Below are 23,283 nucleotides of genomic sequence, written 5' to 3'. Positions count from 1 at the left end.
CTCCTTTTCTCGCACGCGAGAATTAGTCTTTTTTCCAACGGAAGAACTGTTCGTTCTGCGACGTTGCTTGGTTTTCCTGATTCGCCAGATTCGCCTGCAGGTTCATATTCAACGCTTGCAGCTTGGACTGGGCGGACGTGAGCATGCCGTTCTCAGCGGCAATGCGGTTTTGCAGGTCTGCTGCATCCTTGGAGTTGGTAGTGCTATCAACCTGCATCGAAAGGGTGGTCAGGTTGTTCAAGTGAACCTGTACCTCGCTGTACAGCGCCTCACCAGCCGACATGGCTGCAACAACAGAGTTAGAACTCAGTTGGTAGCCGCGAGCGCGGTTGCTTTCTGGATTGGCGAACAGCTCCTGCGGCAACGTGTTGATGAGTTCTTCGTAATACGACTGCTTGCTGCCATAGGCACCGGAATTTTGCCGCGATACGACTTCCTGCCAGGAGCCAGGCACCACCGACGCGGAGTTGATAGCGTCGTTGAGGCCGATAGCACCACGGCCATACGAACCCCGCATGTTGTTCAGAATCCCGGTTTGAGCTTCGTACTGATCTTTCAGCGTCTTGTACTGCTGCTCCAGCTTGGCCAGGTTCTGCGCGAGTGCGGCCCATGTTCCTGCGTCACCGGTTGGTACGCCGGTAGCACCTGCCTGACCACTGATCGCAATCGTTACTGCGATAGCCAAACGTAGTTTCTTGATAGTCATCATCGAATCGCCTTCAAGTTGTGGGTGTTGTTGGCCTTGGCTTCTGCCATGAAAACTGGCACCCAGACCTCCGGGTCATTGGTGCCTAAGCGCTCGATGATTGAGTACATCAAGGCCACACCAACATCGTTTGAAGACAGCACCGGAATGAAATCGGACAAGTCTTCGTCAGGGTTATCAGAGGACAGGTCGAAGCACGCACGAATCGATTCCTGACCGCGACGAATCAAAAACTTGCGGTCTTTAGGGTTCAGCTCGCGCAACCACTTCTTTTCTTCCTCAGTCAGATTTTTGTGGTCCTCATCTTTCACGGAGTCGCTGGCCAGGTAGATCTTGGTCACGGTCTGTTTGTCGATGGAGTCCGTTTCGCTATGGAAATATTTGGCGTCAGGTGTGATGAAGATCAGCACGCCGTTTTTACGCCGGATCTGCATGATGAAATTGTCGATCCGGTTGCGCCAAAACTCGTTCTTGACCAGGTTCTGGCCTTCGTCCAGCACCAAAATGAATGGGCGACCGTTCATTGCCTGCTCAATGCAGTGCAGCGGGTAGCTCATGACGACAGGCAGCTCAGGGCGAGCATCACCACCTTTCATCAGTTCCGACATTTCAAAGCAGTAGTGCCGAGACTTACTGAGATCGAAGTTATCGTCCTCGTTATCAAATACGCCGGCGTTTGCCCCCTCGATCCCTTTGGCACCGTGCCAAATGGCCATAATGTCGGCCAAAGCACCGTGACCATAGGTCCACACAACATTGCGCAAACGGCGGTTTTCGTAAGGCAGATCGTAGTTCTCGTTGACTGCATCCTTGAACCGCTTGATATCGTCAGCTTCGGTCGGTGTGCTTGCGTAGCACTCACGCATCTGGATCTGCAGATCGATGAGATATGCGCGGTTCTCCGGCGTGTCAGGCAATTTGAATGGGTTCCAACCCATGCTGTTGTGCGGGGAAAGAATGGAATGAACACCGCCCATGGCCATCATGAAAACCGTGGCTCCGTAGCGCATGTCAAACCAGTACACAACCGGCAAAGCCTTATCCGCTTCACTGACGGTCTCGGCGATCAGTGCGGTTTTACCCGAACCGGTGCCTGCGGCCACGCCGGTATGGCCAGCGACCATCCCTTCCAGCTCGCGGTGATAATTGAAGTTGTATTGAGTACCGCTTTCCGTTTCGAAAGCCGTGATCGCTGGGCCCCACAGATTTCCGTCACGACGCCCGCGAGCAAAGTTATGCAACGACGCGAATCCCGCAAAGTTGGTCGACTTGATCTTCCCACGACGCCCGATAAGAGCTTGTTGTTGACCAGGTAGCTGCGACCAGTAGAACGTCTCAAGGGCCAGCCATTCGCGAACGGACTTGACGTTCAGGTCGACAAAGCACCCCTCGATCAATCCAACAGCAGTGTCTAGCCGCTTCAAATTGGCTCTGCGGCTCTCAGGACTGGTGTTCGGTACAGACGGAACGTGAATGAAAATGGTCAAGTGGTGCTTGCCGTTGACAGTATCGCCACGGCGCAGCGCACGAATCCCCTCCGCGAGTTCCTTGGCATCGTCCTCTGAGATTTTATGCGGGTCCGCGACACTCAGGCGGCGGGTTTCATCCATCATGGCCGATTCAGCTTCGATACGGTTCTCGAAGAAAAACGACTGCGTGATGATGAATTCAACTGGCTGTTGGAGAAACTTATTCATCATTCGCGACGGGGTACGGCGTGGCCATTCGGCCATGCTCAACATAGAACCAATACGCGAAGACGTACTGCCCCGGATCTCGCACATGTTGGACAAGATACGGAAATTCAAACGGGCATACGGCAGCACTTCCTTGATTTTCAGGTCCGTGACTGGAACCTTCCGATACTCAAGGTTGATCAGGTAGTTAAAGAAACTGCTCAGCTCGCAATATTCTTCGCCCAGGTAGTCATACACCGCCTCGGCGTCGTACTCAGCGTGATCGCCAAGGTGAACCTTGAAGTCATCCCATTTCCACTGGAAACGAGACACCGCTTGGTAGGCAGCTTCGCGATCAACCATCCCGTTACTTTGGGCAGGATGACGCTGAATGCGAAGGCGGGTAGCGCCGTAATCGGAAAGGCCACGCAGTACAAGGTTTGCAGCCTTGTACAGCGAGTCGGCCATAGCTTCGTGCGTCTCTCCCGCTTCGTCTGCAGCTCCGTTACCTGTAACCAATGCAACGGCTTTGTCCATGAGTCCAGGAACACCAGAGCGGAAGCGATTGCGCACCAACGAGATATAGATCTCATTGACGTAGAAGCCACGGCTCTCGTAGCGCTTCCGCAACCTGGCATTGAAATACTTGGAGAACCAAGTACCGCCCTGCCCTTCCGGGAAATCCACGACTTTGCGGCGAATGACATGGACATAAATGGCCAAATCACTGCTCGCGACGGTGCGAAGTACAGTGTTGCGACGTTCTTCAAACAGCTTGATTTGCGCACTGGTCAGTGAGTCGAACATCAGGCCATCAATCTTGATGACCTGCACAAGCGAATCCTCGCCGGTGATAACGGTTTGATCATCGTAGTGCACGTCATACGGCACCATATCGCTGACCACCAACTCATCGAGATCCTGATCGGAACCCTCTGGATGTTGGACACCAAGCGAAAGGTCCATATTCCGCACTAGCTTATTGAAAGCTTTATCAACGAGGCGCATAACTTCTGTATCCCCATAATTTGCGTAGCGGCGATCCTTTCAACGTGAATGCCGCTTTAATCACACCGAATAGGTAAACGTCTTTGCTACATATCCAGTAGGCAGCCGCAAAAAGAATCGGCATTGCTGCTAGCGGGTAAAGTGAACGAATCAACAGTGCCGCTAACACCGGGGTTATAAGGCTGATCAAGATGCTCGATAAGGTAAACGGCCCCACCATTGATGGCCGGGCCATCGTCACTACGAGCACTTCACCTTCTTCAGGATCTTGCTCGGCCATGGTTTACCTCAAGCTTGATTGAGCGCCTTCTTTGATCGTGTCGACCATGCTTGGTGCAAAGAACACCAGGAAGATGCCGAACACGGCCCAGCCGAACTGGCCCCACGACATACGACCGGACTTCGCTTGGAAACCACAGAACGCGATGGCCGCGATCCCCAGGTAGTAACCAATGTCGTAGATGAGGAAGGACACGAAGTCCTTTGCCATGTTCTTCAATCCACTGAAATCCATTGCGGCATTGGCAAATTCAGGGATCAGGGCGAGCGAGAGAATCGACCCCAGCGTAGCGAACTTGGTAGCCTTGGCCATCCAGTCATTACGCATCATCGCTTTATGCGACGGGGTCTTTTGAGAGAGAACATTTTGCAGGGTTTGTGAAGCTTTGGCCTTGAGCCAAGTACGCCAAGTTTCTTTGTTAAGTCCTTCTACGTTTCGTGTAACCTTGGAAGTTTGAGATTGCATACCTTTGCCTCTTTCATCATGACGGGGAACCCCCGTACGTTACTGTTATTACTCTAAAAGGATTGTTAGGGCAGGTTTCCTTTATGAAGTCGATAGCAGTATCGGCATTCTTGAACAACCTGGTTTTCCCTAACGCGGTTACAACGTTGTAAACCTGTCCAGTCGAAGGACTTTCAATAATTAATACCCACTTTCGTCCGTCGCTTTCGATTCGTTCCTCAAGAACGACTCGGTAATCCGGCTGTGCGACGGCGAAAACCGCCAGCTCTCTTTTGTCTAGGCTCTGCATCATTTCCCCTGGGCAACCGTTGACTAGATACAGGGGCGATACTGGAGTCCCACACGTTTTTGATCTAGATCCCACCTCTCATTTCTTCCCTCTTTGGAGTTTTAATCCATGAAATGCTTGTTTCGTGACACAGAATAAGACTTTCATTTCACGAAATCAATGTTTCATTGCGATAAATTTGGATCCATGTAGATAAAAGACGAAAGGTCTAGCCCCAGGCATCAGCCCGGAAACGGTTCAGCTTCTATAAGTGATTGATTGGTCGACGAATTTCCATATCACGTCATCTGATGATGCGAGGAACGAGCCTCGCAATGAGCGGTAGTGGCACCAAGACAGTGCTTCACGCGCTAATGACAACGGGAAATACATTTTGTTACGGAAAGGGGACGAACGGTTGCGATGCGCGGGCTAGAGGGGTCGGGCAACGGAAAGGAGCCGCCCTGATCCGTTGCCCTTGATCAGCTGGCACAGATGCGCAAGGAAACAACCCCGCTCTATAGACCTGCTGACCCGACCCGGATTTTACCAAGCGGTCATTTTCTCGCACGCGAGAAAAACAATGAGTAAACCCTTTTTAGGTGTTGACCAAGGGGTTTACCCGTGCAAGGATGGTCCCACACAAATCAACGCTCACCGGAGAATACCCATGGCGATGAAAGTCACAACCGTGGCGAACCAGAAAGGCGGCGTAGGCAAAACGACTATTGAAGTCCATCTTGTGAGCCTCGCAGCCGAACAGGGTAAACGTGTTCTTGTTGTCGACCTCGATGAGGGTGATCTCTCGCAGTTCTACCCGCCTGTTGAAGACGGCGACGATACACCCTATCTCGAATCCAGCATGTTGTTCACCGATGGATACAAGGGCTTGTACCCCCGCCAGGTCGCACCGAACATCTGGCTTATTCAAGCCGACGTTCCCTTGCTTGATGTTGACGACATGGACCTCAGCATCGTGACCAATCTGAAAGGTGCGCTGGATCATTTCGCCGCTGACTTTGACCTTTGCATGATCGATACGCCGCCTAACCTGCAGCGCCGAATGATTGCGGCCCTTGCAGCATCTGATGCAGTCGTAGCCCCGTTCAATATCAGCGCCTTTACCCTCGCTCGTATGCCCAAGCTTCTGTCCACAATCGAAGCTGTGCGTGAGCAATACAACCCTGAACTGCAGTTCCTCGGGTTTCTCCCTAACCAGATCAACAGCCGTTCAAGCGAAGAACTTGAATTGCTGCCCAGCCTTCGGGACGACTACGGCGATGCCATGTTCCCGGTACATATCGTTCACCGCCCTTGCATCAACAAAGCACTCGCAAATGGAAATCCTGTCTGGTGGAAAGCCAAATCAGGAAGCCAGCGAGCCGCTGGCCAAGAAATGAAATCTGCCTGCGCCGCTGTTCTTGAGAAGGTCTGGTCAAACTGAGGTATATGCCATGACAAAGCCAAATTCGTTCGGCAGGGTCGCCGCCGCGACTGCCAAGAAACTTTCGGACTTTCAGAAGAAACCGGCGCTCAACGATGGGGAAACCATCATCGGGGTAAGCACTGGTGAAATCCAATGCATCAAACAGATCCGAAATCGTAATAACCCAGGCTTCACCAAGGAATCACTTGAGGAACTGGGCGACGACATTCAGCAGAACGGCCAGATCGAACCCGCAATTCTCAGGCCACACCCAAACCCGGAATCAGGATTCAAGTTCCTGATGGTCGCGGGAGAGCGACGGTATTTGGCATGCGAAATGAAGGGTATTTTGCTCAAGGCGGTCGTGCGTGAACTCACTGACGCACAAGCCAAGCGGATCCAGCGTTCGGAGAACGTACACAGCGAAAACCTTACTCAGCTGGACATTGCAATCGCTCTCAAGGCTGACAAGGAAGAACTGGGCACGCTGCAAGCCGTGGCTGACGAATGGAACAAGAGCTTGAACTGGGTAGCCGAGCGCATCGCTTACTTGGAGAACGTCACCAGTGACGGCGCTAGCCGTGACGCTGTAACGAAAGGCATCACTGCGGACATTTCAACCGTCAATGACCTGGCCCGCCTTGACCGTTTAGATAATGAGGCAGCCACTGACCTGCTACAGCGCGCAGACGCCAATCCAGATATGAACCTGCGCACCGAAGTGCGAACAGCTCTACGCACAACCAAAGCCCTGCGCGTTCACGGCGGAGCGAAAGCTAAGCAGAAACCACAAGGCCCTGCCCTTCTCGATGATGAACTCGACAAACTGCGAGAAGCCAATACTGTGTTGGCCGCCCAGGTTGAGACGCTGCAGTCCGAAGTCGACTATCTGAAAGCCGAACTGGATAAAGCTCGGGCCGCGCAAGCAGAGAACTGGAAAGCGCCGGAATGAGTGGCCGAATGTCTGACCAGGACTTGCGAATTCCGCCCGATGAGTTCGAACGGATCCGCTCATCATCAAAGATGCACGCCCGTAACCTCGACGTGGCCTATGAGCTGCTAGTCGAGGGAAAAGGGCTTGTAGCCGTTGCCAATGCCCATGGGCTCACGAAACAACGGGCACTCGCCATCCGCGACAAGATTTACTCAGCGTATCTCCTAAAGACGCCCGAGGGATGGAAGTGTGCGCAGATCTGCGCACCCACCGACATGATCGATCGCTTCGTCAAGGAAGCAGACGCAGAACGATTGCGCTATTGGCAAACGCACTCAATCACAACAAAGGATCTTGACCAATGAACAACGACAAACCAGTCACCATGAAAGAACTGACAGCCATTCTTGAGCCTCTGACCGAGGCTGTTGGCCGTATCGACAAATCATTGTGGCTGATGGCACAGCTTCAACTTGCTGCGGAATTTGAACCCGACCAAGGCCAGCGGCAGAAGCATTATCAAAAACTGACTGACGCCGAACTCGCTCACAAGAAAGCCCGCGAGGCTCTGACCGAGGCACAGCAGACAAAACCGCTGTCATTGCCAGATATTGGCCACACCGAGCTGGTGAAGCAGTTTGGCCAGGAGAAAGCTGATCAGCAGTACAAACCGGTTGTGGATGCGATGGAGCTGATCAGAGCTACGTCAGACCAACGAACAGCTGTTGAAAATATTGCGCCGGTTTTGACACGGCTCAGAGAAGCATGGAACCGCTAAGTGTAATGCCTGCCCCTGTATCGTACGGTACAGGGGATATTCCCTCTCGACCTAATCACAACTCCACCTCCGCGTCGTCTGACCCAAAAAGCGAGTAATCAATGTGATGGGTTGACCCGTCGCATTGCGTACGTTCTGTCATATTTGGGTATATCTCAGGTACGACACAGCGGTGCTCTCAAACTGCTCGAACGATCCACATTAAGTGACAGCCTTTCTGATACACTGAGACGAATACACCCAAAATGATACAGAGGGGGTTCCCTTGTTCGTCCGCGCATACCTCAGAGCCTCGACCGAGGATCAGGACGCCAGCCGTGCCCGCGATCAGCTGGAAGAATTTGTTGCAAGCCATGGAAAAGTTATCGCTGCCAGTTACATGGAGAACATCAGCGGCACGCTTGCAGATCGGCCAGAGCTTCAACGCCTTCTGAATGATGCGCGCCGTGGTGACGTCATTCTGGTTGAAGCTATCGATAGGCTGTCTCGTATGAATGACCAGGACTGGCGAGCATTGCGATCAGCAATAGACAGCCGTGGCCTGCGAATCGTAGCTGTCGACCTTCCCACCAGTTACCAGGGACTCACGTTGCCATCTGGTGACGAGTTCACCGACCGGATGTTGGCCGCTATCAATTCGATGATGACCGATATGATGGCGGCAATCGCCCGGAAGGATTATCTGCAGCGTCGTGAACGACAGTCACAAGGCATTAGCAAGGCGAAGGCCGCAGGAGTCTATAAGGGCAGACCGGCAGATCTGGAGTTACGCAAGCGTGTTGGGGAGCTTCTGGCCGCTGGCTTAGGTATCCGTGCAATTGCCCGCCATGCTGCTTGTTCAACAACGACTGTGATGCGAATTCGTGACGAACTGGGCGAAGGTGTATCCAGTTGAGCCGGTTGGGAATGAATGACTAGCGGAGGCGTAGCCGGAGTCTGTCAATCATTCACGACTGGCCGCCGCCGGCAGGCGACTTTGACGGCCTCACATCCACAGCAGAGGCCGAAGTGGTTAGAGATCATAAGAACCACGACTTAGAAGCCCTTGCATTACGCGGCTTCCAGAGCATTACCTAGCTCATGACTTGAGCGAACCTCAGTTCACATACTTTGCACCACCATCGCTCACTATCCATGAGCTAACCCTCGCTCACTATCTGTGAGCGAAGTTAGCTCACTGTATGAGCTACCCCCCCATGAGCTACCCCTCGCTCATCCATGAACGATATCCCTCATTTCGTGAGAGATAACGTGCATGGATGCACTACCTATCGCTCACCAGATGAGCTAGGATAACCCCATCATGTTCGATATCTTCCAAATTTGCACGATATCTAACACGCTTAAACAGCTCGCCGGAGGCATGATGATCGATGAAGAAGGAGAAGTCCGCGCACTGGTCCAACCGACACAACGCGGCACATGGGTTCAGACCGAACGCGCAGGTCACGAAGCTTGGGCGGCTCTCATTGCTCAAGCACCAAGAGCCGGACAACTGATGCATATCATTGTCCAGCACATGGACAAATCAGGGGCTTTGATCGTCAGCCAATCGACGTTGGCCAAGATGATGGACACATCCATTGCGACGACGAAACGGGCGATCAGTGTTCTGGCCAAGCACAACTGGATACAGACAATCAGTGTCGGTGGCCAGCGTGGGGGAACACTCGCCTATGTAGTGAACAGCCGGATCGCGTGGGCAGACAAGCGCGAGAACCTGCAGTACGCCCGTTTCAACGCTCGGGTACTTATATCGTCTGAGGATCAAGCGGATCTCGGCAGTGACAAACTCAAGCAATTGCCGACCATGAATGACGGCGAGATCCAATTGCCATCTGGCCCAGGTATGGAACCACCGGCCCAGGACTCGCTAGATGGCGTCGACCTGCCTGACATGCCATCGATTCCACACAGCGAAAAGAAGGAACCCTGAAATGACGAAACCCGCAGCACGGCAATGCTTGCGGGTTTCTAGGTTTTTTGCGAAGGAGCAAAAATCCACGTGCCCATCATACACCGGGGCCGTGGGTAATTACAGAGCGCGCCAATATGGCGTAATCAACCACACGGAGATCTAACCAATGTGTTCAAGCTATGTCCGGGCTCGGATCCGGCATGTGGAAGAGGTTTGCCAGAGCGATGGACCCGATGACTTTTTCACGGGCCCTGACCATGACGTTTATGAGGTTCTGGTCGAACACGGCCCTACGGCCGCATTTCTGGATTGGTTTCAGCAGGACGATCCCTACGACCTTTGCAGAATCGGCGACACCGCGCAGTTTATAGATTTAGGCAGCGCCAAATCCCCACAGGATGGTGCTGTCATTGACTTCACATTCGACGAGTTTTTCCCTCGTTGGCTGGAAGCTGTCGCGGACGTGGCCAAGGCAGAAATAGCACGCTTGGCACGCACTGCGTTGTCGAAGGTCAACGGCGAGACATAGGAGGGATTTTATGTCTGATCAACGATACGCCGTGGCCATCGCTCACGGTGATTCCGTCAAGCACTACAGCGAACAGTTTCAGACTCAGGCCAGCTATGCAGCTGCATGGAAAGCGGTACTGCAGAAAGCGCACAAACAAGCGACGGTCAGTTGCCAATGCCCAGGCACTGGATGCCGCCTCCTTGCTGTCCGGCATATGTCGGACAACGATTCATTCCACCTTTCCCGTTACCCACGCACCGGCGCCGAACACGCCTTGGATTGCGTTTACTACTCGCCAGATCCCGATAAATCGGGCCTTGGCTCGTACAGCAAAGGCGTAGTTGAAGAAACGTCCGAGGATGATCTAAAGATCAAGCTCACCCTATCACTGCGCAAGAAAGAGCCCGCAGATACTGGGCAAGCCCCCGAGGCGACTGGCAGCAGCTCGGGCAGCGGCAAGGCGACAAAACCAGCCATGACCCTACTCGGCCTGTTACACCTGCTCTGGAATGAAGCCGGGCTCAACACCTGGTCGCCGGGCATGGCTGGTAAGCGCGGCTTGGGCCTTGTTCATAGTAGGTTGCAAGACGCTGCAGATCGAATGCTTGCATCGAGAATGCGGATCGGTGATGCGCTGGTCATCGCTGCAGGATCAAAAGGGGTTCAGGCCGACGCCAATGAGCGGAAGGTCAAGAGCGCAATCAAAAACAACCGCCGCTTGCTGGTGATCGCGCCGCTTGCTGGCCACACCGAAGAACGCGAAAAAACCGCAGCTCGTTATCTCACCATTACAGGGTTCAACGGGGTGCCACGGATGTTCATGGATGAGGATATTTGGGCGACAGTTGCGCGGCGATTCAAGCGTGAGCTTTCGGCTTGGCGGCAGGGACGGCGGGTCATTGCCATTGTTCAGACCGACCAGCCCAGCGAGCCTGGCAAAGCACAGGCGCTCAATGTCGCGTTGATGGTGGTCAGTGACGAATGGATTCCGGTCGATTCCTCTTACGAAGCTGTGATCGAGGCGAGGTTGCGGGAGCAATCGCGCAGATTCGTCAAACCCTTGCGGTTCGACTCAAGCGAAGACCAGGTATTCCCGGATTTCTGGCTGATGGATTCCAGTGCCGGCACTGAGTATCCAATGGAGGTTTATGGCCGTTCCGATCCGAAATATCTGGCACGTAAAGAGGTGAAGGCCAGTTACTACCTGTAGCGACCTGCAATCGAAAATCGCCTTGATTGCAGGTCGGGACGTTTTCAAATGCAGGTCGCTACACCTAGTCAACGCTCATGGCCTCTACGTTCGGTACTCGGACGAATGGGGCCAAACGACGAGGACAGAGCAATGGGAAGACTACTGCGCCGAGGTGAAAGAGCATCCGCGTCAGGACGCGTCAACAAACGCGGCGAAGTCGTTCTCTATGTCGCGGAAGAGGAGGAAACTGCTATCGCAGAAGCACGACCGGCTGCGCTGGAAATCGCGTCGATTGCTAGCACGATCGTTTTCGATTGCAACCTTTTACACTTAGGGTGAGCAGTAGGACACGCTCGAAAAACTCAAAAATAGTTACCACGGTTAAAGCATTGAATTATATGGCTAGAATCAATACTAACGGTTAGTTAGGGTCCAGAACTGTTGGCGTCGACCAGGCCGAAGACGGGACGGCGCTTTTCAAAGCTCATGAGGCGACAAACTCCAGGTCACAACGCCGAATACTTCCACAGTGCTGTATTCGTCAGGAGTAACGGGCTTGTAAGCGGGGTTCGCTGATTCGAGTAGCCAACCTGCAGGTGACTTGCCCAAGCGTTTCACCAGCGGTTGATTATCAACGTAGGCCATCACGATATGACCAGGACATGGAGTGACGGTACGATCGATGATGAGGCGAGTGCCGGTAAAAATCCCCGCCTCGCGCATGCTGTCGCCTTCGACTTTGACAATCCAAATGTGTGGCGCTCGGATGTTCAGCAGCTCATCGAGTGAAATGGGGGGTTCGTAGTAGTCAGCTGCAGGGCTTGGAAACCCACCGGCAGCGCTGCAGGACAACATCTGCAGCGGAATACCAGATCCTAAAAGTGGTTGGATGGATACGACTTTCATAAATCACCGAAATACTGTTTGCATGTACAGTAATTCAGCTGATGCACAACAGCCAGCATGACGTGATGGAATGGACGACTGGTCTCATGCGTGCCCCCTTTGGGGGGCGGCTCTCGTGAACCAAGCCCCGGCCAAAAGCGCGCCGGGTCTTGGCCCTTCGGGCTTCGATCCTCACGTCTCCGGCCTGCGGCCTGCGCGCTCCGCTTGCCGGTCCTTCCGCATCACCAGGTAGGCTCATCAGCATCGGTAGGTAGCGGATCGCCCCAATGGCCTATCCGCCGCCTGGCCTTGCCTGCAAGGGGCTTTCGCGGCATATCCTTGTCGCTGCGCGCCTGCGGTATTCCACGACCCCTTGCACGCGGCCAGGCTCTGGATAGTCCGGGCTTACCGCGACCTACCGACGCTGACGAGCAGACCCACCACCGGCAGCGCGCTCCAGTTCCCCAAAGGCTTGATGCAGCCTGCGGCTGCTGCTTTAGAAGCGTTTATTTCCCGCTCCCAAACCTCGGCATCCAAGCAGCACCGGCAGAGCGGCGTTGGCAAGTGGATTCGATAAAAAACCCGCTCTATGGCGGGCTTGTTCGGGCGTTTAGCCGTGGGCTATATCGACGTGTTGTTTTGCTGTCATGTCCAGGCCAACCGCACGCATGACCCCGATCATGGTTTTCAATGTGGGGTTGCCGTTTTTCAGTTGGTAGAGGTGTGCGCGGGTAACGCCTGCCTCTTTTGCAATTGCGGTCATGCCTTTGGCGCGAGCTACCACGCTCAGCGCCTGCGCGATGAATGATGCATCCCCCGATTCAAAAGCATCAGCCATGAAAATGGCGATAGATTCGGCATCGGTGAGTAATTCCGCTGGGTCGTATTCGTAAATGGGTTCTTTCATTCGTCTTCACTCCACTGGCTTGCCAGAGTTTTAGCGGTCTCAATGTCCCGCGCTTGACTGCTTTTATCCCCACCGCAGAGCAATAGGACCAACTGATCGCCGCGCTGCTGGAAATACACCCGGTAGCCGGGGCCATGATGAATTCGCAACTCACTGACGCCTTGACCAACTGGCTGCACGTCACCGAGCAAGCCGTGGGCAACTCGCAACACCCGCGCCGCGATAATCAGTTTGGCCTTCTTGTCACGCAGTTTGCGTTCCCAAGTCATGTAAGTGGCGGTTTGGATAATCGTTTTCATGGGGTAAAGTGTATTATATATGTGACAGTCGGTCAAGCGGATTCACTGTTTCTCGCATGCGAGAAAGTAAATTATTAGTCTCATTCGATGATACTAAAGGTTGACTATGGTTTGAGATGTTGAGATAATTTCTCCGTCGAAGCAACCCCGCTTCGGCAGCTTGGAATAAGCGGCGGCAACCGCCCAAGCGAATTGCGAAGGAGACTGAAATGGCTGTTCATCGAGTAATTTGGGAAATGGACGTTGATGTAAAAGGTGGCCCGAAAGAAGCGGTGCAAGCTGTTGCGAAACAGTATTTCGCCAAGCACGTCGCAAATGGGGAACCAGGTAGCGCATGCGTATTCACCGTCATCGATCCAAAGGGGAAACGTGCGTTGGTCGACCTGGCACCGAGTCTCAGTGACCTGGAAGGCGACGACACCGAATAACGTCCTCAAGCGCCCGGCGTGTGTGTGCGCCGGGTGCCTCAATCAGATAGGTGAACCCCATGACACTTGATGAAGCCCTCGACGAAGACACCGTGGTCAGCAGAAGTGAGGCAATGGCCGAGTGCGAAAAACATTCCCTCGCCTTTGCAGATCTCGTTGACGAGCTGGGCGACCACACCGAGTACAAATCCCGCGACGTGATGCATTGGCTCGGGTACTGATCATGACCACGACTAAACCGGCTGGGCTCACTGAAATCCCGCTTACCCTCGCCATTGCAAAGCGAGACGCGCTGCGCGCTCAAGGCGTCAAATGCCAGTTGCGCTTTGTGAGCGGCGACCTTTGGAACGTGCTGTTGGCAGGCACAGACTACTAATTCGATAAGCCCGGTTCGCCGGGCATTCGGGTGCAATCATGAATCAGACACCACGCCAAGAACGTATGTTGTTCGGCGACGAGGCTGACGCTCACGCATTCTGGAAAGACAAAGAGTGGAAGACCTTCGCGGTTGATCTAATCGCTCATACCGGCAGGAAACAGAAAGTCATTCACACCATGTACGTGCGTGCGCGCTCAAGTGGTGATGCTGCACAATGTGCGAAAGACAACGACTGGACCCGCAAGCCGAAGCCGCGTTATGTCGCTCGGCTTGCAGGCCCCCGCGAACTGGGCTGCACTCCAGCCCCTAAATCGATCAATGATCAGGGATGAGTACCGTGAGAAATAATCAAAACACCCCAGCTCCAACGAGCATGCAGAACGCTGAGAAACCCAAACGCAAAACCGAAACGGATGGCATGTTCATAGCCTCAATGGTCGGGTGCGGTGCGCTCTTTTTGATCTTCCTGGGCGGCATTGGATCCTTGGTGAATGATTTTGCACTAACAAACAAACAAGAGTGGCTAAGTGTTTGCTCAGCATTTGCAAGCTCACTGGGCATTGCAGCCGGTTTTCTCTCCACGTTCATCGTTGCCGACTATCTGTGCAACAAAGATGACAAGCAAAAAAACAAATCTTAGTAAAATCGGATGATACTAATAGTTGACTCCGTATCGATCCTTTGAGATAATGAATCTGTCGAGGCAATCCCGCCTCGGCAGCTTGGAACAAAGCGGCGGCAACCGCTCCAAGCCACTCGAAGGAGATACAACCAATGACTACCGAAACCCACCTCCTGTATTTCAGCGATGCGAAAAACCTTCGCGACTACAGCGGTTTTACCGTTGAACCTTCCTACCAAGCCCGTCCTGGGCAAATCCCTTCCACCGTCACCCTGTACATGGTTGTCGCGCAGCGTTCCGGCATCGGCCAGCGCGAAGTTCTCGCAGAGTTCCCATTGGAACTGCACGCCGAAATCTTCCGCGACATGGCCGAAGCAACAGCCTCAGCCATCTGACCTCAGCACGCCCAGACCTCACGGTCTGGGCATCAGTGACGGAATGCGATCATGCCTATCAGGTACGTGCTCAAGCACTTTCATTTCTGCTGCGGTCTAGGCGGCGGGGCAAAGGGTTTCAATCAAAACAAACAGGTAGTCGGAAAGCTGCAGGCCGATTGGCGTTGCGTGGGTGGCGTCGACGTTGACGCTGGAGCGCTCAAAGATTTTGAGCGTTTGGCAGGTGTACCAGGTACACAGATGGATCTGTTCACCCGCGAGCAATACATCGCCTTTCATGGCAAACAGCCCCCATCGGACTGGCGAGAGGCTACGCCGGACGACATTCGGCGCGCAGCTGGCTACCAAGATCCTGACGTAGTGTTCATCAGCAGCCCATGCAAAGGCGCATCCGGCCTATTGTCCGAGGCTTTGAGCCTCACCCCCAAATATCAGGCGCTGAACGAGCTGACGCTACGCTGCGTATGGCTCATGTGCGAGGCATGGCAGCACAACCCGGTTAGCTTGATCGTGTTCGAAAACGTGCCACGACTTGCAAGCCGTGGTCGTCACTTGCTGGATCAGATTGGCCAGATCCTAGAGTTCTTCGGCTATGCCGTTGCGGAGACAACCCACGATTGCGGCGAACTGGGCGGGCTGGCCCAAAGTCGCAAACGGTTCTTGCTGGTAGCCCGGCACATCGAGAAGGTTCCGCCGTTTCTGTACGAACCTGAGAAGAAGTCGCTGCAGTCAGTTGGTGCCGTCCTTGGCCGTATGCCAATGCCGGGAGACATCGAGCGCGCAGGCCCGATGCACCGTGTGCCTTCGCTGCAATGGAAAACATGGGTACGGCTCGCCCTTGTCGAAGCTGGCAAGGATTGGCGCAGCCTTGATCAACTGGCTATCGAAGACGGATATCTGCGGGACTTTGTGATCGTGCCAGAGGCGTTTTCCGGCTACTTAGGTGTCAACGCCTGGAACAAGTCAGTCGGCACCGTGGCGGGCCAATCAGGCCCAACCAATGGCGCATTTTCGGTCGCCGATCCGCGCAGCCCTGCAGACGCTCCCCAATACCACCAGTACGGCGTGCGCAAGTGGGAGGACACCAGCGGCGCGATCATCGGCATCAAGTCACCAGGTCAAGGCACTTTCAGCGTGGCGGATCCGCGCGGCGCAGCTGGAGGCCACGGCAAATACAACGTTACTCGTTGGGATGGATCAGCCCGAACTGTGATTGCGGGAAGCACAACAGGGCAGGGGGCCTTTGCGGTACAGGATCCGCGCTCCGGTCTGCGCCGCGTCAAAGGGGATGCCTACCTAACTGGGGGGCATTACGGCGTAGTCCCGTGGGACAGCACCGCAGGTGCTGTATCCGCCAGTGCGCGCTTGGACAATGGCCGTTGGAGTGTTGCAGATCCTCGCATGCCTGCAGCGAATGAGCGCCTGACGTGTGTGATCAGAAGCCTTGACGGCACATGGCACCGACCTTTCACCACACTGGAAATGGCAGCACTGCAAAGCCTTGTCGAACCGGAGGAAATGCTAGAGCTGGACGGGTTGAGCGATCAGGCATGGCGGGAACGTATCGGCAATGCGGTTCCTCCGGACGCCGCCGAAGCCATCGCCGGCGTAATGGCCCAAACCATTCTGCTGGCCAAGCAAGGAGAAACCTTCTTGCTTAGCCACATGCCGGTATGGGTGCGGCCTGTAGCTGTCGGGCTGTCTTTGGCCAATCACCTCGATAACGCAGCATAAAACCGCGCCCCTAATGGGGCGCTACCTTCCCGGCCTACGCGGCGGCAACCGCCCCGGGAATTCAGCGAAGGAGATCCACAAATGCAATTTCGTGACCTCACTCAAAGCAAAGCCGAACGTTCATGCAATGCACTGCAATCCGCTGCGCGGCTGGCAGAACTGCACAAAAAGTGGTATTCAGCCGCCGAACTGTACGAAGCCGCCGCCTCGATCTGGCCAGGTAATGGTCAGACCTACATGCGACGAGCAGAACAATGTCGATCACTGAGTGATTGCGCTCGCGATGAAATGGACCTCTGAGGAACGAATTCATGGAAACTACACATGCGGAGCGCTCGGCTGATTACCTCGAACTACTGCTGTGGCTCGAAACCGCGTCCGAAGATGAAATCGTCGGTGCGTACTGGCTGGCAACAGGGGTTACGAAGGAAGACTTGCGCGTCGGGATACAAAGCTTGATCGAGTCTGACCGACCATCGTTGGCCAACCGATTCCCGGAACTGGGAAACGCGCCATTCAACAACGGAAAGTTCGTTCGCGAAGTGATCAACGAATGTCGGGCTTTGACCACCAAATAATCTCCCTCTTGCGTGCCCCCTTCGGGGGGCGGCTCTCGTGAACCAAGCCCCGGCCAAAAGCACGCCGGGTCTTGGCCCTTCGGGCTTCGATCCTCACGTCTCCGGCCTGCGGCCTGCGCGCTCCGCTTGCCGGTCCTTCCGCATCACCAGGTAGGCTCATCAGCATCGGTAGGTAGCGGATCGCCCCAATGGCCTATCCGCCGCCTGGCCTTGCCTGCAAGGGGCTTTCGCGGCATATCCTTGTCGCTGCGCGCCTGCGGTATTCCACGACCCCTTGCACGCGGCCAGGCTCTGGATAGTCCGGGCTTACCGCGACCTACCGACGCTGACGAGCAGACCCACCACCGGCAGCGCGCTCCAGTTCCCCAAAGGCTTGATGCAGCCTGCGGCTGCTGCTTTAGAAGCGTTTATTTCCCGCTCCCAAACCTCGGCATCCAAGCAGTACCGACAGAGCGGCGTTGGCAAGCCCTTTTGCTATTTTCTCGCACGCGAGAATGGCGACAAGCGGTCAACTTGGATTTTACTAACAGTTGACTTGCGTTCGATGATTTGCGATAATTTCTACGTCGAAGCAATACCGCCTCGGCAACCCGGAACCAGCGGCGGCAACCGCTCCGGGTAAATCGCGAAGGAGACACACCATGACTTTAGTTTTCGGCTCTTGCATCGAACCCGGTGGCATGGAACTGGACAACGACCGTGACGAAGTGGAATGCCCAGTGTGCAACGGCAAAGCCATCTCTCGTACCTGGGAAGCTTGCGAAGGGGGCTCGCTGAACGTTTACAGCAACCTGCATTGCACCGAGTGCAATCACTTCGAGGGGGACACTGGAGAAGGTGACGATTACGATCACCTCTTTAGCAGCGAAGAGTCAGATTATATCAAAGGCATTTATGCCGAAATTCTGGCCGATGAAGACGAGTGGGCCGCGTCTCAAGCCCAAGCGGAACAACCGCCTACCGACCTGGGCTGGCTGACAAAATCTGACTTCCTCACATTTGCCGCAGGCGTGCGCCAGGCAGCATAAACCCACCCTACAGCCCCGGTACGCCGGGGCATCGAAAAGGAGTTTCAATCATGGCCCGTGGCGTAAACAAAGTGATTCTGGTCGGGACTTGCGGTCAAGATCCCGAGGTGCGTTACCTACCCAACGGCAATGCCGTTACCAATCTGAGCTTGGCCACCAGTGAGCAATGGACGGACAAGCAGACCGGGCAGAAAGTTGAAAAGACCGAATGGCACCGGGTGTCGCTGTTCGGCAAAGTGGCCGAGATTGCCGGCGAATACTTGCGCAAAGGTTCTCAGGTCTACATCGAAGGAAAGTTGCAAACCCGCGAATGGGAAAAAGACGGGATCAAGCGTTACACGACAGAAATTGTCGTCGACATGCAAGGCACCATGCAGCTGTTAGGCGGCAGACCGCAGAACCAGGACGGCTCTAGCCAGGCACCGAGGCAGCAGGCGCCACGGCCTCAGCAACAACGGTCGGCACCGCAGCAAGCCCCGCAGCCGTCGCCACAGCCTGCGCCTGATTTCGATTCGATGGACGATGACATCCCCTTCATGGATCCCTACCGTTTTTCGTGTTTGCTGCAGTAGATCCGCAAAGCACCACAAAAGCCCGGCCAAGCGCCGGGTTTTTTGCGCTCATGCCGACAAATGGTAAAAATAGATTTTACTAACAGTTGACTCCTAATCCTGCTTTTGCGATACTAACCACGTCGAAGCAATACCGCATCGACAGCCCGGAACCAGCGGCGGCAACCGCTCCGGGCAAATCGCGAAGGAGATTCAAAAATGCGTCTATCCAGCAACTTCCGCAACCCTTGCATGGTTCGCAGCAACGTCCCATTGACCAATGATGAGATCGCTCACGTTGCGCCTTCCATCTTCGCAGTCGAAGCGCACGACAGCCGCTCCGATCGCTACCGCTACATCCCAACCGTCGACGTGCTCACCGCACTGCGCCAGGAAGGTTTTGAACCCTTCATGGCCTGCCAAACCCGCGTTCGCAACTCCGACAAGATCCAGCACACCAAGCACATGATCCGTCTGCGCCATGCGTCGAACATCATGGACAAAGAGGCGAACGAAATCATCCTGCTGAACAGCCACGATGGCACCAGCAGTTACCAGATGATGGGCGGTTGCTTCCGCTTTGTGTGTGCCAACGGCCTTGTACTGGGCGAAGCCGCGATGGATCAGAAAGTCCGTCACAGTGGCCGCCAAGACGTGATCGGCGAAGTCATCGAGGGGGCTTACGAAGTGCTGAATCAGTTCGCACTGATCGAGGATCAGCGCGAAACCATGAAAGAAATCCAGATCCGTCCCGAGCTGCAACACGCCTTCGCCGAGGCTGCTTTGGCGTACCGCTACGACCCAGCCGAAGGCCCGGCGCCGGTGACTGCTAGCCAGTTACTGCGCCCACGTCGCGCCGAGGATCGGGCCGATGATCTCTGGACCACCTTCAACCGAGTACAGGAAAACACCATCAAGGGAGGGCTTACAGGCCGCAACAAGCAAGGTCGCCGCACCACTACCCGCGCCGTCTCCGGCATTGACCAGGACGTGAAATTGAATCGCGCCCTGTGGGTACTGGCTCAGCACATTCGCCAAGCCGCCTAACAAGTCCAGGCCGGGCGCGCTGCGCCCGGCCAACCCCGCAAGGAGAAAGCCGCCATGCAAAAAGTTTTCTTTGTACCAGGGCAAACCACGATCATTGACTACGCACGCGAGATCGGCCCCAACATGTGGGCCGCTCGTTGCAGCTATCTGATGTTGCCGGAGATCCGCATTCGTCACCCCGGCGCTGTGCTGGACGATCAAGCGGCCTTCCTGCAGGCGCAGGAAGCGGCCAACGGCACCAAACCCGAGCGCATCACAGAGGCCCGCTTTGATTTTGCGATCAGCCGCGGCCAGGTGCTGGACTACTTCGCCGACGATGCCGGCGATTCATTCATACTGCAGGCCCCCGAGGTCGGTGATTTGGTGCGCGTGTATGCCCGTTGTTACGGTCATTGCTGGTCGTTCCTGAGTTTGCCGATCATCACCCATAGCGAGATCCGTTCCCGGATCCGCGCAGCGGTGGCCACAAATCATTGACCACTGAAAAACGGAGTAACTACATGCAGCCGATCTACACCGCCGAGGACTGGAAACGAATATCGCCGGTATTCGCCTCGCGCCGCTTGGCGGTCTCTACGGTAGAGATCGCCAAGGCCATCTTGGTAGATGGCCAGCGACCGCAAGACGTGGCCAACGCTAGAGACATGTCGAAACAGACCGTTCATGCGGCGGTAAAGCGGGTGCGTGCCATCTTGGACGAACACGGGGCCAGCGAGCTGGTTCCCGTTATGGTTTGGTTGCCACCCGAGCTGGCCGCGCAAGTCATGGAGATGGCCAAGCCCTATATGGACGCCAAACCGGCACCGAAAAAGGGTGGCAAGGATGCGTAAGACCGACTTCAAATCATGGCTCAAAGACAACGGTATGGCACTGCCGGTACTGTTTGAAGATGACCCGGTGGCCTACACGTTCGCGCCAATGACAGTCACCCTCACGCCGGAGCTGCTGCACCAGCTCGACCGCGTGCGCCTCTTACAAGACGCTGCCGATGATCACAACTGCCCGGATCGGCAAGCGCTGGAAAGCGAGATTGAACAAGCGCACCGCTTTGTGAGCTGGACGCTACAAGGTATCGTTTTCCCCGAATCAAAGTGAATGGTACTCACCAATGAAAACAGCCACAACGCGACGCCAGAAAATCCTATTTGTTGGGCTGGTCATCTTTGTAGTTACCGGATGGATTCAACAAAAATACGCTAAGTACCGCGCCCAAGCTGACTATGAAAATCACTGTGCGGAGATTGCGAAAAACCCGGCGCGGGTGCCATGCCTAACCCCGACGCCGCCCGACATTCCATTGCCTGCACAGGGTTAGAGTCTCCCACTGATCTCGGTTAAGAGAGGTGCAAATGCAACACTCAATCGCTGAACTTCGAAATATTGCCAGTGAATGGCGGCAAAACAACCAGGAACACACTGGGGGGATTGTGTGCATTTGGGAGCGCTCAGCCTACTGTTGGAAAAACGAGCTGCGCGATCCGAACCATGAAAGACCAGGTGTGTACGCAGTTTTAGAAGATGGCCAAGTGTTTATTGCCCAAGGTGGTGATTACTCGAACGGGGCCAAACAGTGGGTAGAAGTTGCCCCTGCAGCAATCAAAAATCCCGCCTAGATCTACCTCAAAATTCTTGTCCTGCGCGTGCCCCCTTCGGGGGGCGGCTGTCGTGAACCAAGCCCTGGCCAAAAGCGCGCCAGGTCTTGGCCCTTCGGGCTTCCATCCTCACGCCTCCGGCCTTCGGCCTGCGCGCTCCGCTTGCTTTGTAACGTACGGCACAGGGTTTTCTTTGCCGCCCTGCCGGGCGGATTTGAAAACCTACCGGCCATGCGGCCGGGCGCTGCAGAAACTCACGTCCAAGGACAGTGCACGACTCAGGAAATCGCCCTGCAGTTACCCACCGTCCAGGCATGAAGCGCGCCTGGCCCGTGGATAACTGCACCGCTCGCTCTGGCCTTTGATGGGCCCCGCTCGCTGGGCGATTTGTCGTGCGTGAATTCCTGCAGCGCAAGAGCAACCTTCGGCGACCAAGAGCTGCGCCCTTGGATCCGCAGACCAATTCCCCGGCCACATGGCCGGTCGCCGCTGAGCTCACGTCCAAAGACAGCGCACGGCTCAGGAAATCGTCCTGCAGTTACCCACCGCCCAGGCATAAAACGCGCCTGGCCCGTGGATAACTGCACCGCTCGCTTTGGGCCTTTGTTGGGCCCCGCTCGCTGGACGATTTTTCATGCGTGAGCCCACCGGCGAAAGAGCAGCCTTCGGCGACCAAGAGCTGCGCCCTTGGATCCGCAGCCATAAAGTCGCCTGACCGGCAGCGGCCAGACTCAAATACCTGGCGTTCATCCTGAATCGTCAGGTATTTGCGACCGGCTCAACTGAGGGTTGTTCTGCAGGCACTTCGACCAGCTCTTTCGCATCAACGAACAGCACTTTGCAATCCACGCATTGCACGCGACCGCTCAAGCCCGGTTTGCCCCACAAGTTCAGGTGACAGCTCGGGCAGGTGTATTTGCGCTTGTTCTTTGGATCTTCGGGATTTGTCGCCGGGGTCAACAATCCGGCAGAAGTCAGGGCAAGCAGATCTATCGTAGGATCGCCCACGGGCTGCTCCACGGGTTGACCATCCGGTCCGTAAAGCTGTGTAGCTGACATGGCTACCCGTTGGGTAACCACGTCGATCCAAGAAAGCATGCCGCCCTGCTCAATGAGTTCCTGACATGCGACAGCAAATGGCCCGCCGTCAATGATGTAGTGCGTCATCTGCTGGCCGCATTGCTTCCCACCAGGTTCACCCGTATCGGACGGCATCAATCCGATGGACTTCATTTTGTTGGCCCACTCGCGGTTGTGGTAGCCGCTGCGTGAGCGCGTGCCGAAATGGTCTTGCCACTGGTGCACCTGTTCGTGTGCCAGTGTCGAAAGTGTTTGATCGATCCGGCGATGCGCGAAGTACGCGCAGTTCAGTGCGATCTCATCGCTTTTTCCCGCGCCGTTCCGGCGCAGGAACCGCGATGGCGAGAAGTACCCAAACGTGTTCGCTTTCCGTTGCAGGGTGAAAATGCAGCCGGGGAGCTGACCGCCGAATAACTTCTCGTTGAACCAGTCGTAAGCACCCTCGATTTCTTCGTAAAGCTGCTGACTTGGCGTGGCCGACATATGGACTCCTTTCTCGCATGCGAGAAAACCCCCGCGCCTGTTTACAAGCGGCGGGGTGGGTGAAATTCGTGCAAAGCTTATCCTGTATCGTACGATACAGAATGCACCCGAAA

Annotated in this window: 32 protein-coding genes; 24 read left to right on the top strand and 8 right to left on the bottom strand. The window is 55.2% G+C overall.

Annotated features, from left to right (window positions below; genetic code table 11):
• Window positions 1–22: 22 nt before the first annotated feature.
• The 4 genes from KVQ82_RS31010 to KVQ82_RS30995 are packed head-to-tail and all read right to left on the bottom strand — an operon-like array spanning window position 23 to window position 4,135.
• Window positions 23–706, bottom strand: a complete 684-nt coding sequence (locus KVQ82_RS31010; protein WP_042934861.1) for a type IV secretion system protein — start codon at window positions 704–706, stop codon at window positions 23–25.
• Entirely contained in the window at window positions 706–3,390 is a 2,685-nt protein-coding gene (locus KVQ82_RS31005; RefSeq protein ID WP_260688138.1) for a type VI secretion protein, read from the bottom strand. The genes KVQ82_RS31010 and KVQ82_RS31005 overlap by 1 nt, the downstream gene beginning before the upstream one ends.
• Window positions 3,377–3,670: a VirB3 family type IV secretion system protein gene (locus KVQ82_RS31000; protein WP_222019490.1), complete on the bottom strand. Its 294-nt coding sequence runs from the start codon at window positions 3,668–3,670 to the stop codon at window positions 3,377–3,379. The genes KVQ82_RS31005 and KVQ82_RS31000 overlap by 14 nt, the downstream gene beginning before the upstream one ends.
• Window positions 3,671–3,673: 3 nt before the next feature.
• The gene (locus tag KVQ82_RS30995) at window positions 3,674–4,135 is read right to left on the bottom strand and encodes a TrbC/VirB2 family protein (protein ID WP_172693488.1); all 462 of its coding nucleotides are present in this window, start codon (window positions 4,133–4,135) and stop codon (window positions 3,674–3,676) included.
• Window positions 4,136–5,073: 938 nt separating this feature from the next.
• Between KVQ82_RS30995 and KVQ82_RS30990 the strand changes: the two genes are divergently transcribed.
• From KVQ82_RS30990 to KVQ82_RS30955, 8 genes are all read left to right on the top strand, one after another.
• Window positions 5,074–5,847 (top strand): ParA family protein, encoded by a 774-nt coding sequence (locus tag KVQ82_RS30990; RefSeq protein ID WP_254170386.1) that lies wholly within the window; start codon window positions 5,074–5,076, stop codon window positions 5,845–5,847.
• 10 nt (window positions 5,848–5,857) lie between these two features.
• Complete coding sequence (locus tag KVQ82_RS30985; RefSeq protein ID WP_172693489.1) at window positions 5,858–6,781, top strand: ParB/RepB/Spo0J family partition protein; 924 nt, start codon at window positions 5,858–5,860, stop codon at window positions 6,779–6,781.
• 8 nt (window positions 6,782–6,789) lie between these two features.
• Window positions 6,790–7,128, top strand: coding sequence for a TrfB-related DNA-binding protein (locus tag KVQ82_RS30980; protein ID WP_172693490.1), 339 nt, complete (start codon window positions 6,790–6,792; stop codon window positions 7,126–7,128).
• Window positions 7,125–7,541 (top strand): hypothetical protein, encoded by a 417-nt coding sequence (locus tag KVQ82_RS30975; protein ID WP_172693491.1) that lies wholly within the window; start codon window positions 7,125–7,127, stop codon window positions 7,539–7,541. Before KVQ82_RS30980 ends, KVQ82_RS30975 begins: the two co-directional genes overlap by 4 nt.
• A gap of 265 nt (window positions 7,542–7,806) precedes the next feature.
• Entirely contained in the window at window positions 7,807–8,436 is a 630-nt protein-coding gene (locus tag KVQ82_RS30970) for a recombinase family protein (protein ID WP_172693492.1), read from the top strand.
• Between the two features lie 408 nt (window positions 8,437–8,844).
• A complete protein-coding gene (locus KVQ82_RS30965) occupies window positions 8,845–9,477 on the top strand; it encodes a helix-turn-helix domain-containing protein (RefSeq protein ID WP_172693493.1) in 633 nt (210 codons plus the stop codon).
• A gap of 148 nt (window positions 9,478–9,625) precedes the next feature.
• Complete coding sequence (locus KVQ82_RS30960; RefSeq protein WP_054076680.1) at window positions 9,626–9,988, top strand: hypothetical protein; 363 nt, start codon at window positions 9,626–9,628, stop codon at window positions 9,986–9,988.
• A gap of 10 nt (window positions 9,989–9,998) precedes the next feature.
• The gene (locus KVQ82_RS30955; RefSeq protein ID WP_222019489.1) at window positions 9,999–11,180 is read left to right on the top strand and encodes a DUF1173 family protein; all 1,182 of its coding nucleotides are present in this window, start codon (window positions 9,999–10,001) and stop codon (window positions 11,178–11,180) included.
• Between the two features lie 459 nt (window positions 11,181–11,639).
• Here KVQ82_RS30955 and KVQ82_RS30945 read toward each other — a convergent pair whose 3' ends face one another.
• The 3 genes from KVQ82_RS30945 to KVQ82_RS30935 all read right to left on the bottom strand — a co-directional run bounded on the left by KVQ82_RS30945 (window position 11,640) and on the right by KVQ82_RS30935 (window position 13,253).
• On the bottom strand, window positions 11,640–12,068 hold the full coding sequence (locus KVQ82_RS30945; protein WP_054076689.1) for a LexA family transcriptional regulator: 429 nt from the start codon (window positions 12,066–12,068) through the stop codon (window positions 11,640–11,642).
• Between the two features lie 589 nt (window positions 12,069–12,657).
• Window positions 12,658–12,954 carry an addiction module antidote protein gene (locus KVQ82_RS30940; protein ID WP_172693467.1) on the bottom strand — a complete coding sequence of 99 codons (297 nt, stop codon included), beginning with the start codon at window positions 12,952–12,954 and terminating at the stop codon, window positions 12,658–12,660.
• On the bottom strand, window positions 12,951–13,253 hold the full coding sequence (locus KVQ82_RS30935; RefSeq protein WP_011475355.1) for a type II toxin-antitoxin system RelE/ParE family toxin: 303 nt from the start codon (window positions 13,251–13,253) through the stop codon (window positions 12,951–12,953). The genes KVQ82_RS30940 and KVQ82_RS30935 overlap by 4 nt, the downstream gene beginning before the upstream one ends.
• A gap of 209 nt (window positions 13,254–13,462) precedes the next feature.
• On the opposite strand from KVQ82_RS30935, the gene KVQ82_RS30930 reads away from it, so the two are divergent.
• From KVQ82_RS30930 to KVQ82_RS30855, 16 genes are all read left to right on the top strand, one after another.
• The gene (locus KVQ82_RS30930) at window positions 13,463–13,681 is read left to right on the top strand and encodes a hypothetical protein (RefSeq protein WP_222019487.1); all 219 of its coding nucleotides are present in this window, start codon (window positions 13,463–13,465) and stop codon (window positions 13,679–13,681) included.
• A gap of 59 nt (window positions 13,682–13,740) precedes the next feature.
• A complete protein-coding gene (locus KVQ82_RS30925) occupies window positions 13,741–13,902 on the top strand; it encodes a hypothetical protein (RefSeq protein ID WP_169880999.1) in 162 nt (53 codons plus the stop codon).
• Window positions 13,903–13,904: 2 nt separating this feature from the next.
• Window positions 13,905–14,057, top strand: coding sequence for a hypothetical protein (locus KVQ82_RS30920; protein WP_155511824.1), 153 nt, complete (start codon window positions 13,905–13,907; stop codon window positions 14,055–14,057).
• Between the two features lie 38 nt (window positions 14,058–14,095).
• Window positions 14,096–14,392: a hypothetical protein gene (locus KVQ82_RS30915; protein WP_155511825.1), complete on the top strand. Its 297-nt coding sequence runs from the start codon at window positions 14,096–14,098 to the stop codon at window positions 14,390–14,392.
• A 5-nt stretch (window positions 14,393–14,397) separates the two neighbouring features.
• Complete coding sequence (locus tag KVQ82_RS30910) at window positions 14,398–14,700, top strand: hypothetical protein (RefSeq protein ID WP_222019486.1); 303 nt, start codon at window positions 14,398–14,400, stop codon at window positions 14,698–14,700.
• A gap of 134 nt (window positions 14,701–14,834) precedes the next feature.
• Entirely contained in the window at window positions 14,835–15,077 is a 243-nt protein-coding gene (locus tag KVQ82_RS30905) for a hypothetical protein (RefSeq protein WP_172693471.1), read from the top strand.
• A gap of 51 nt (window positions 15,078–15,128) precedes the next feature.
• The gene (locus KVQ82_RS30900) at window positions 15,129–16,811 is read left to right on the top strand and encodes a DNA cytosine methyltransferase (RefSeq protein WP_172693472.1); all 1,683 of its coding nucleotides are present in this window, start codon (window positions 15,129–15,131) and stop codon (window positions 16,809–16,811) included.
• A gap of 81 nt (window positions 16,812–16,892) precedes the next feature.
• The gene (locus KVQ82_RS30895; RefSeq protein ID WP_172693473.1) at window positions 16,893–17,111 is read left to right on the top strand and encodes a hypothetical protein; all 219 of its coding nucleotides are present in this window, start codon (window positions 16,893–16,895) and stop codon (window positions 17,109–17,111) included.
• A gap of 11 nt (window positions 17,112–17,122) precedes the next feature.
• Complete coding sequence (locus KVQ82_RS30890; protein WP_172693474.1) at window positions 17,123–17,389, top strand: hypothetical protein; 267 nt, start codon at window positions 17,123–17,125, stop codon at window positions 17,387–17,389.
• 641 nt (window positions 17,390–18,030) lie between these two features.
• Window positions 18,031–18,417, top strand: a complete 387-nt coding sequence (locus KVQ82_RS30885) for a hypothetical protein (RefSeq protein WP_222019485.1) — start codon at window positions 18,031–18,033, stop codon at window positions 18,415–18,417.
• A 50-nt stretch (window positions 18,418–18,467) separates the two neighbouring features.
• On the top strand, window positions 18,468–18,989 hold the full coding sequence (locus KVQ82_RS30880) for a single-stranded DNA-binding protein (RefSeq protein ID WP_054076652.1): 522 nt from the start codon (window positions 18,468–18,470) through the stop codon (window positions 18,987–18,989).
• A 198-nt stretch (window positions 18,990–19,187) separates the two neighbouring features.
• Window positions 19,188–20,015, top strand: a complete 828-nt coding sequence (locus KVQ82_RS30875; protein ID WP_222019484.1) for a DUF932 domain-containing protein — start codon at window positions 19,188–19,190, stop codon at window positions 20,013–20,015.
• Window positions 20,016–20,069: 54 nt separating this feature from the next.
• Window positions 20,070–20,492 carry a hypothetical protein gene (locus tag KVQ82_RS30870; protein WP_172693476.1) on the top strand — a complete coding sequence of 141 codons (423 nt, stop codon included), beginning with the start codon at window positions 20,070–20,072 and terminating at the stop codon, window positions 20,490–20,492.
• Between the two features lie 23 nt (window positions 20,493–20,515).
• On the top strand, window positions 20,516–20,845 hold the full coding sequence (locus KVQ82_RS30865) for a TrfB-related DNA-binding protein (protein WP_054076655.1): 330 nt from the start codon (window positions 20,516–20,518) through the stop codon (window positions 20,843–20,845).
• A complete protein-coding gene (locus tag KVQ82_RS30860; protein WP_054076656.1) occupies window positions 20,838–21,110 on the top strand; it encodes a hypothetical protein in 273 nt (90 codons plus the stop codon). The genes KVQ82_RS30865 and KVQ82_RS30860 overlap by 8 nt, the downstream gene beginning before the upstream one ends.
• A 254-nt stretch (window positions 21,111–21,364) precedes the next feature.
• Window positions 21,365–21,628 (top strand): antirestriction protein ArdR, encoded by a 264-nt coding sequence (locus tag KVQ82_RS30855; RefSeq protein ID WP_081003825.1) that lies wholly within the window; start codon window positions 21,365–21,367, stop codon window positions 21,626–21,628.
• Window positions 21,629–22,366: 738 nt separating this feature from the next.
• Here KVQ82_RS30855 and KVQ82_RS30850 read toward each other — a convergent pair.
• Complete coding sequence (locus KVQ82_RS30850) at window positions 22,367–23,170, bottom strand: SprT-like domain-containing protein (RefSeq protein ID WP_054076658.1); 804 nt, start codon at window positions 23,168–23,170, stop codon at window positions 22,367–22,369.
• Between the last annotated feature and the right edge of the window lie 113 nt (window positions 23,171–23,283).

The organism is Pseudomonas sp. AO-1 (genome assembly GCF_019775695.1).
Lineage (GTDB): Bacteria > Pseudomonadota > Gammaproteobacteria > Pseudomonadales > Pseudomonadaceae > Aquipseudomonas > Aquipseudomonas parakoreensis.
This window is presented reverse-complemented; position numbering and strand designations above follow the sequence as displayed.

Excerpts from the sequence above, each read along its gene's own strand:
- KVQ82_RS31010 (WP_042934861.1), bottom strand. The coding sequence starts at position 706 with ATGACTATCAAGAAACTACGTTTGGCTATCGCAGTAACGATTGCGATC.
- KVQ82_RS31005 (WP_260688138.1), bottom strand. The coding sequence starts at position 3,390 with ATGCGCCTCGTTGATAAAGCTTTCAATAAGCTAGTGCGGAATATGGAC.
- KVQ82_RS31000 (WP_222019490.1), bottom strand. The coding sequence starts at position 3,670 with ATGGCCGAGCAAGATCCTGAAGAAGGTGAAGTGCTCGTAGTGACGATG.
- KVQ82_RS30995 (WP_172693488.1), bottom strand. The coding sequence starts at position 4,135 with ATGCAATCTCAAACTTCCAAGGTTACACGAAACGTAGAAGGACTTAAC.
- KVQ82_RS30990 (WP_254170386.1), top strand. The coding sequence starts at position 5,074 with ATGGCGATGAAAGTCACAACCGTGGCGAACCAGAAAGGCGGCGTAGGC.
- KVQ82_RS30985 (WP_172693489.1), top strand. The coding sequence starts at position 5,858 with ATGACAAAGCCAAATTCGTTCGGCAGGGTCGCCGCCGCGACTGCCAAG.
- KVQ82_RS30980 (WP_172693490.1), top strand. The coding sequence starts at position 6,790 with ATGTCTGACCAGGACTTGCGAATTCCGCCCGATGAGTTCGAACGGATC.
- KVQ82_RS30975 (WP_172693491.1), top strand. The coding sequence starts at position 7,125 with ATGAACAACGACAAACCAGTCACCATGAAAGAACTGACAGCCATTCTT.
- KVQ82_RS30965 (WP_172693493.1), top strand. The coding sequence starts at position 8,845 with ATGTTCGATATCTTCCAAATTTGCACGATATCTAACACGCTTAAACAG.
- KVQ82_RS30960 (WP_054076680.1), top strand. The coding sequence starts at position 9,626 with ATGTGTTCAAGCTATGTCCGGGCTCGGATCCGGCATGTGGAAGAGGTT.
- KVQ82_RS30955 (WP_222019489.1), top strand. The coding sequence starts at position 9,999 with ATGTCTGATCAACGATACGCCGTGGCCATCGCTCACGGTGATTCCGTC.
- KVQ82_RS30945 (WP_054076689.1), bottom strand. The coding sequence starts at position 12,068 with ATGAAAGTCGTATCCATCCAACCACTTTTAGGATCTGGTATTCCGCTG.
- KVQ82_RS30940 (WP_172693467.1), bottom strand. The coding sequence starts at position 12,954 with ATGAAAGAACCCATTTACGAATACGACCCAGCGGAATTACTCACCGAT.
- KVQ82_RS30935 (WP_011475355.1), bottom strand. The coding sequence starts at position 13,253 with ATGAAAACGATTATCCAAACCGCCACTTACATGACTTGGGAACGCAAA.
- KVQ82_RS30930 (WP_222019487.1), top strand. The coding sequence starts at position 13,463 with ATGGCTGTTCATCGAGTAATTTGGGAAATGGACGTTGATGTAAAAGGT.
- KVQ82_RS30925 (WP_169880999.1), top strand. The coding sequence starts at position 13,741 with ATGACACTTGATGAAGCCCTCGACGAAGACACCGTGGTCAGCAGAAGT.
- KVQ82_RS30920 (WP_155511824.1), top strand. The coding sequence starts at position 13,905 with ATGACCACGACTAAACCGGCTGGGCTCACTGAAATCCCGCTTACCCTC.
- KVQ82_RS30915 (WP_155511825.1), top strand. The coding sequence starts at position 14,096 with ATGAATCAGACACCACGCCAAGAACGTATGTTGTTCGGCGACGAGGCT.
- KVQ82_RS30905 (WP_172693471.1), top strand. The coding sequence starts at position 14,835 with ATGACTACCGAAACCCACCTCCTGTATTTCAGCGATGCGAAAAACCTT.
- KVQ82_RS30900 (WP_172693472.1), top strand. The coding sequence starts at position 15,129 with ATGCCTATCAGGTACGTGCTCAAGCACTTTCATTTCTGCTGCGGTCTA.
- KVQ82_RS30895 (WP_172693473.1), top strand. The coding sequence starts at position 16,893 with ATGCAATTTCGTGACCTCACTCAAAGCAAAGCCGAACGTTCATGCAAT.
- KVQ82_RS30890 (WP_172693474.1), top strand. The coding sequence starts at position 17,123 with ATGGAAACTACACATGCGGAGCGCTCGGCTGATTACCTCGAACTACTG.
- KVQ82_RS30885 (WP_222019485.1), top strand. The coding sequence starts at position 18,031 with ATGACTTTAGTTTTCGGCTCTTGCATCGAACCCGGTGGCATGGAACTG.
- KVQ82_RS30880 (WP_054076652.1), top strand. The coding sequence starts at position 18,468 with ATGGCCCGTGGCGTAAACAAAGTGATTCTGGTCGGGACTTGCGGTCAA.
- KVQ82_RS30875 (WP_222019484.1), top strand. The coding sequence starts at position 19,188 with ATGCGTCTATCCAGCAACTTCCGCAACCCTTGCATGGTTCGCAGCAAC.
- KVQ82_RS30870 (WP_172693476.1), top strand. The coding sequence starts at position 20,070 with ATGCAAAAAGTTTTCTTTGTACCAGGGCAAACCACGATCATTGACTAC.
- KVQ82_RS30865 (WP_054076655.1), top strand. The coding sequence starts at position 20,516 with ATGCAGCCGATCTACACCGCCGAGGACTGGAAACGAATATCGCCGGTA.
- KVQ82_RS30860 (WP_054076656.1), top strand. The coding sequence starts at position 20,838 with ATGCGTAAGACCGACTTCAAATCATGGCTCAAAGACAACGGTATGGCA.
- KVQ82_RS30855 (WP_081003825.1), top strand. The coding sequence starts at position 21,365 with ATGCAACACTCAATCGCTGAACTTCGAAATATTGCCAGTGAATGGCGG.
- KVQ82_RS30850 (WP_054076658.1), bottom strand. The coding sequence starts at position 23,170 with ATGTCGGCCACGCCAAGTCAGCAGCTTTACGAAGAAATCGAGGGTGCT.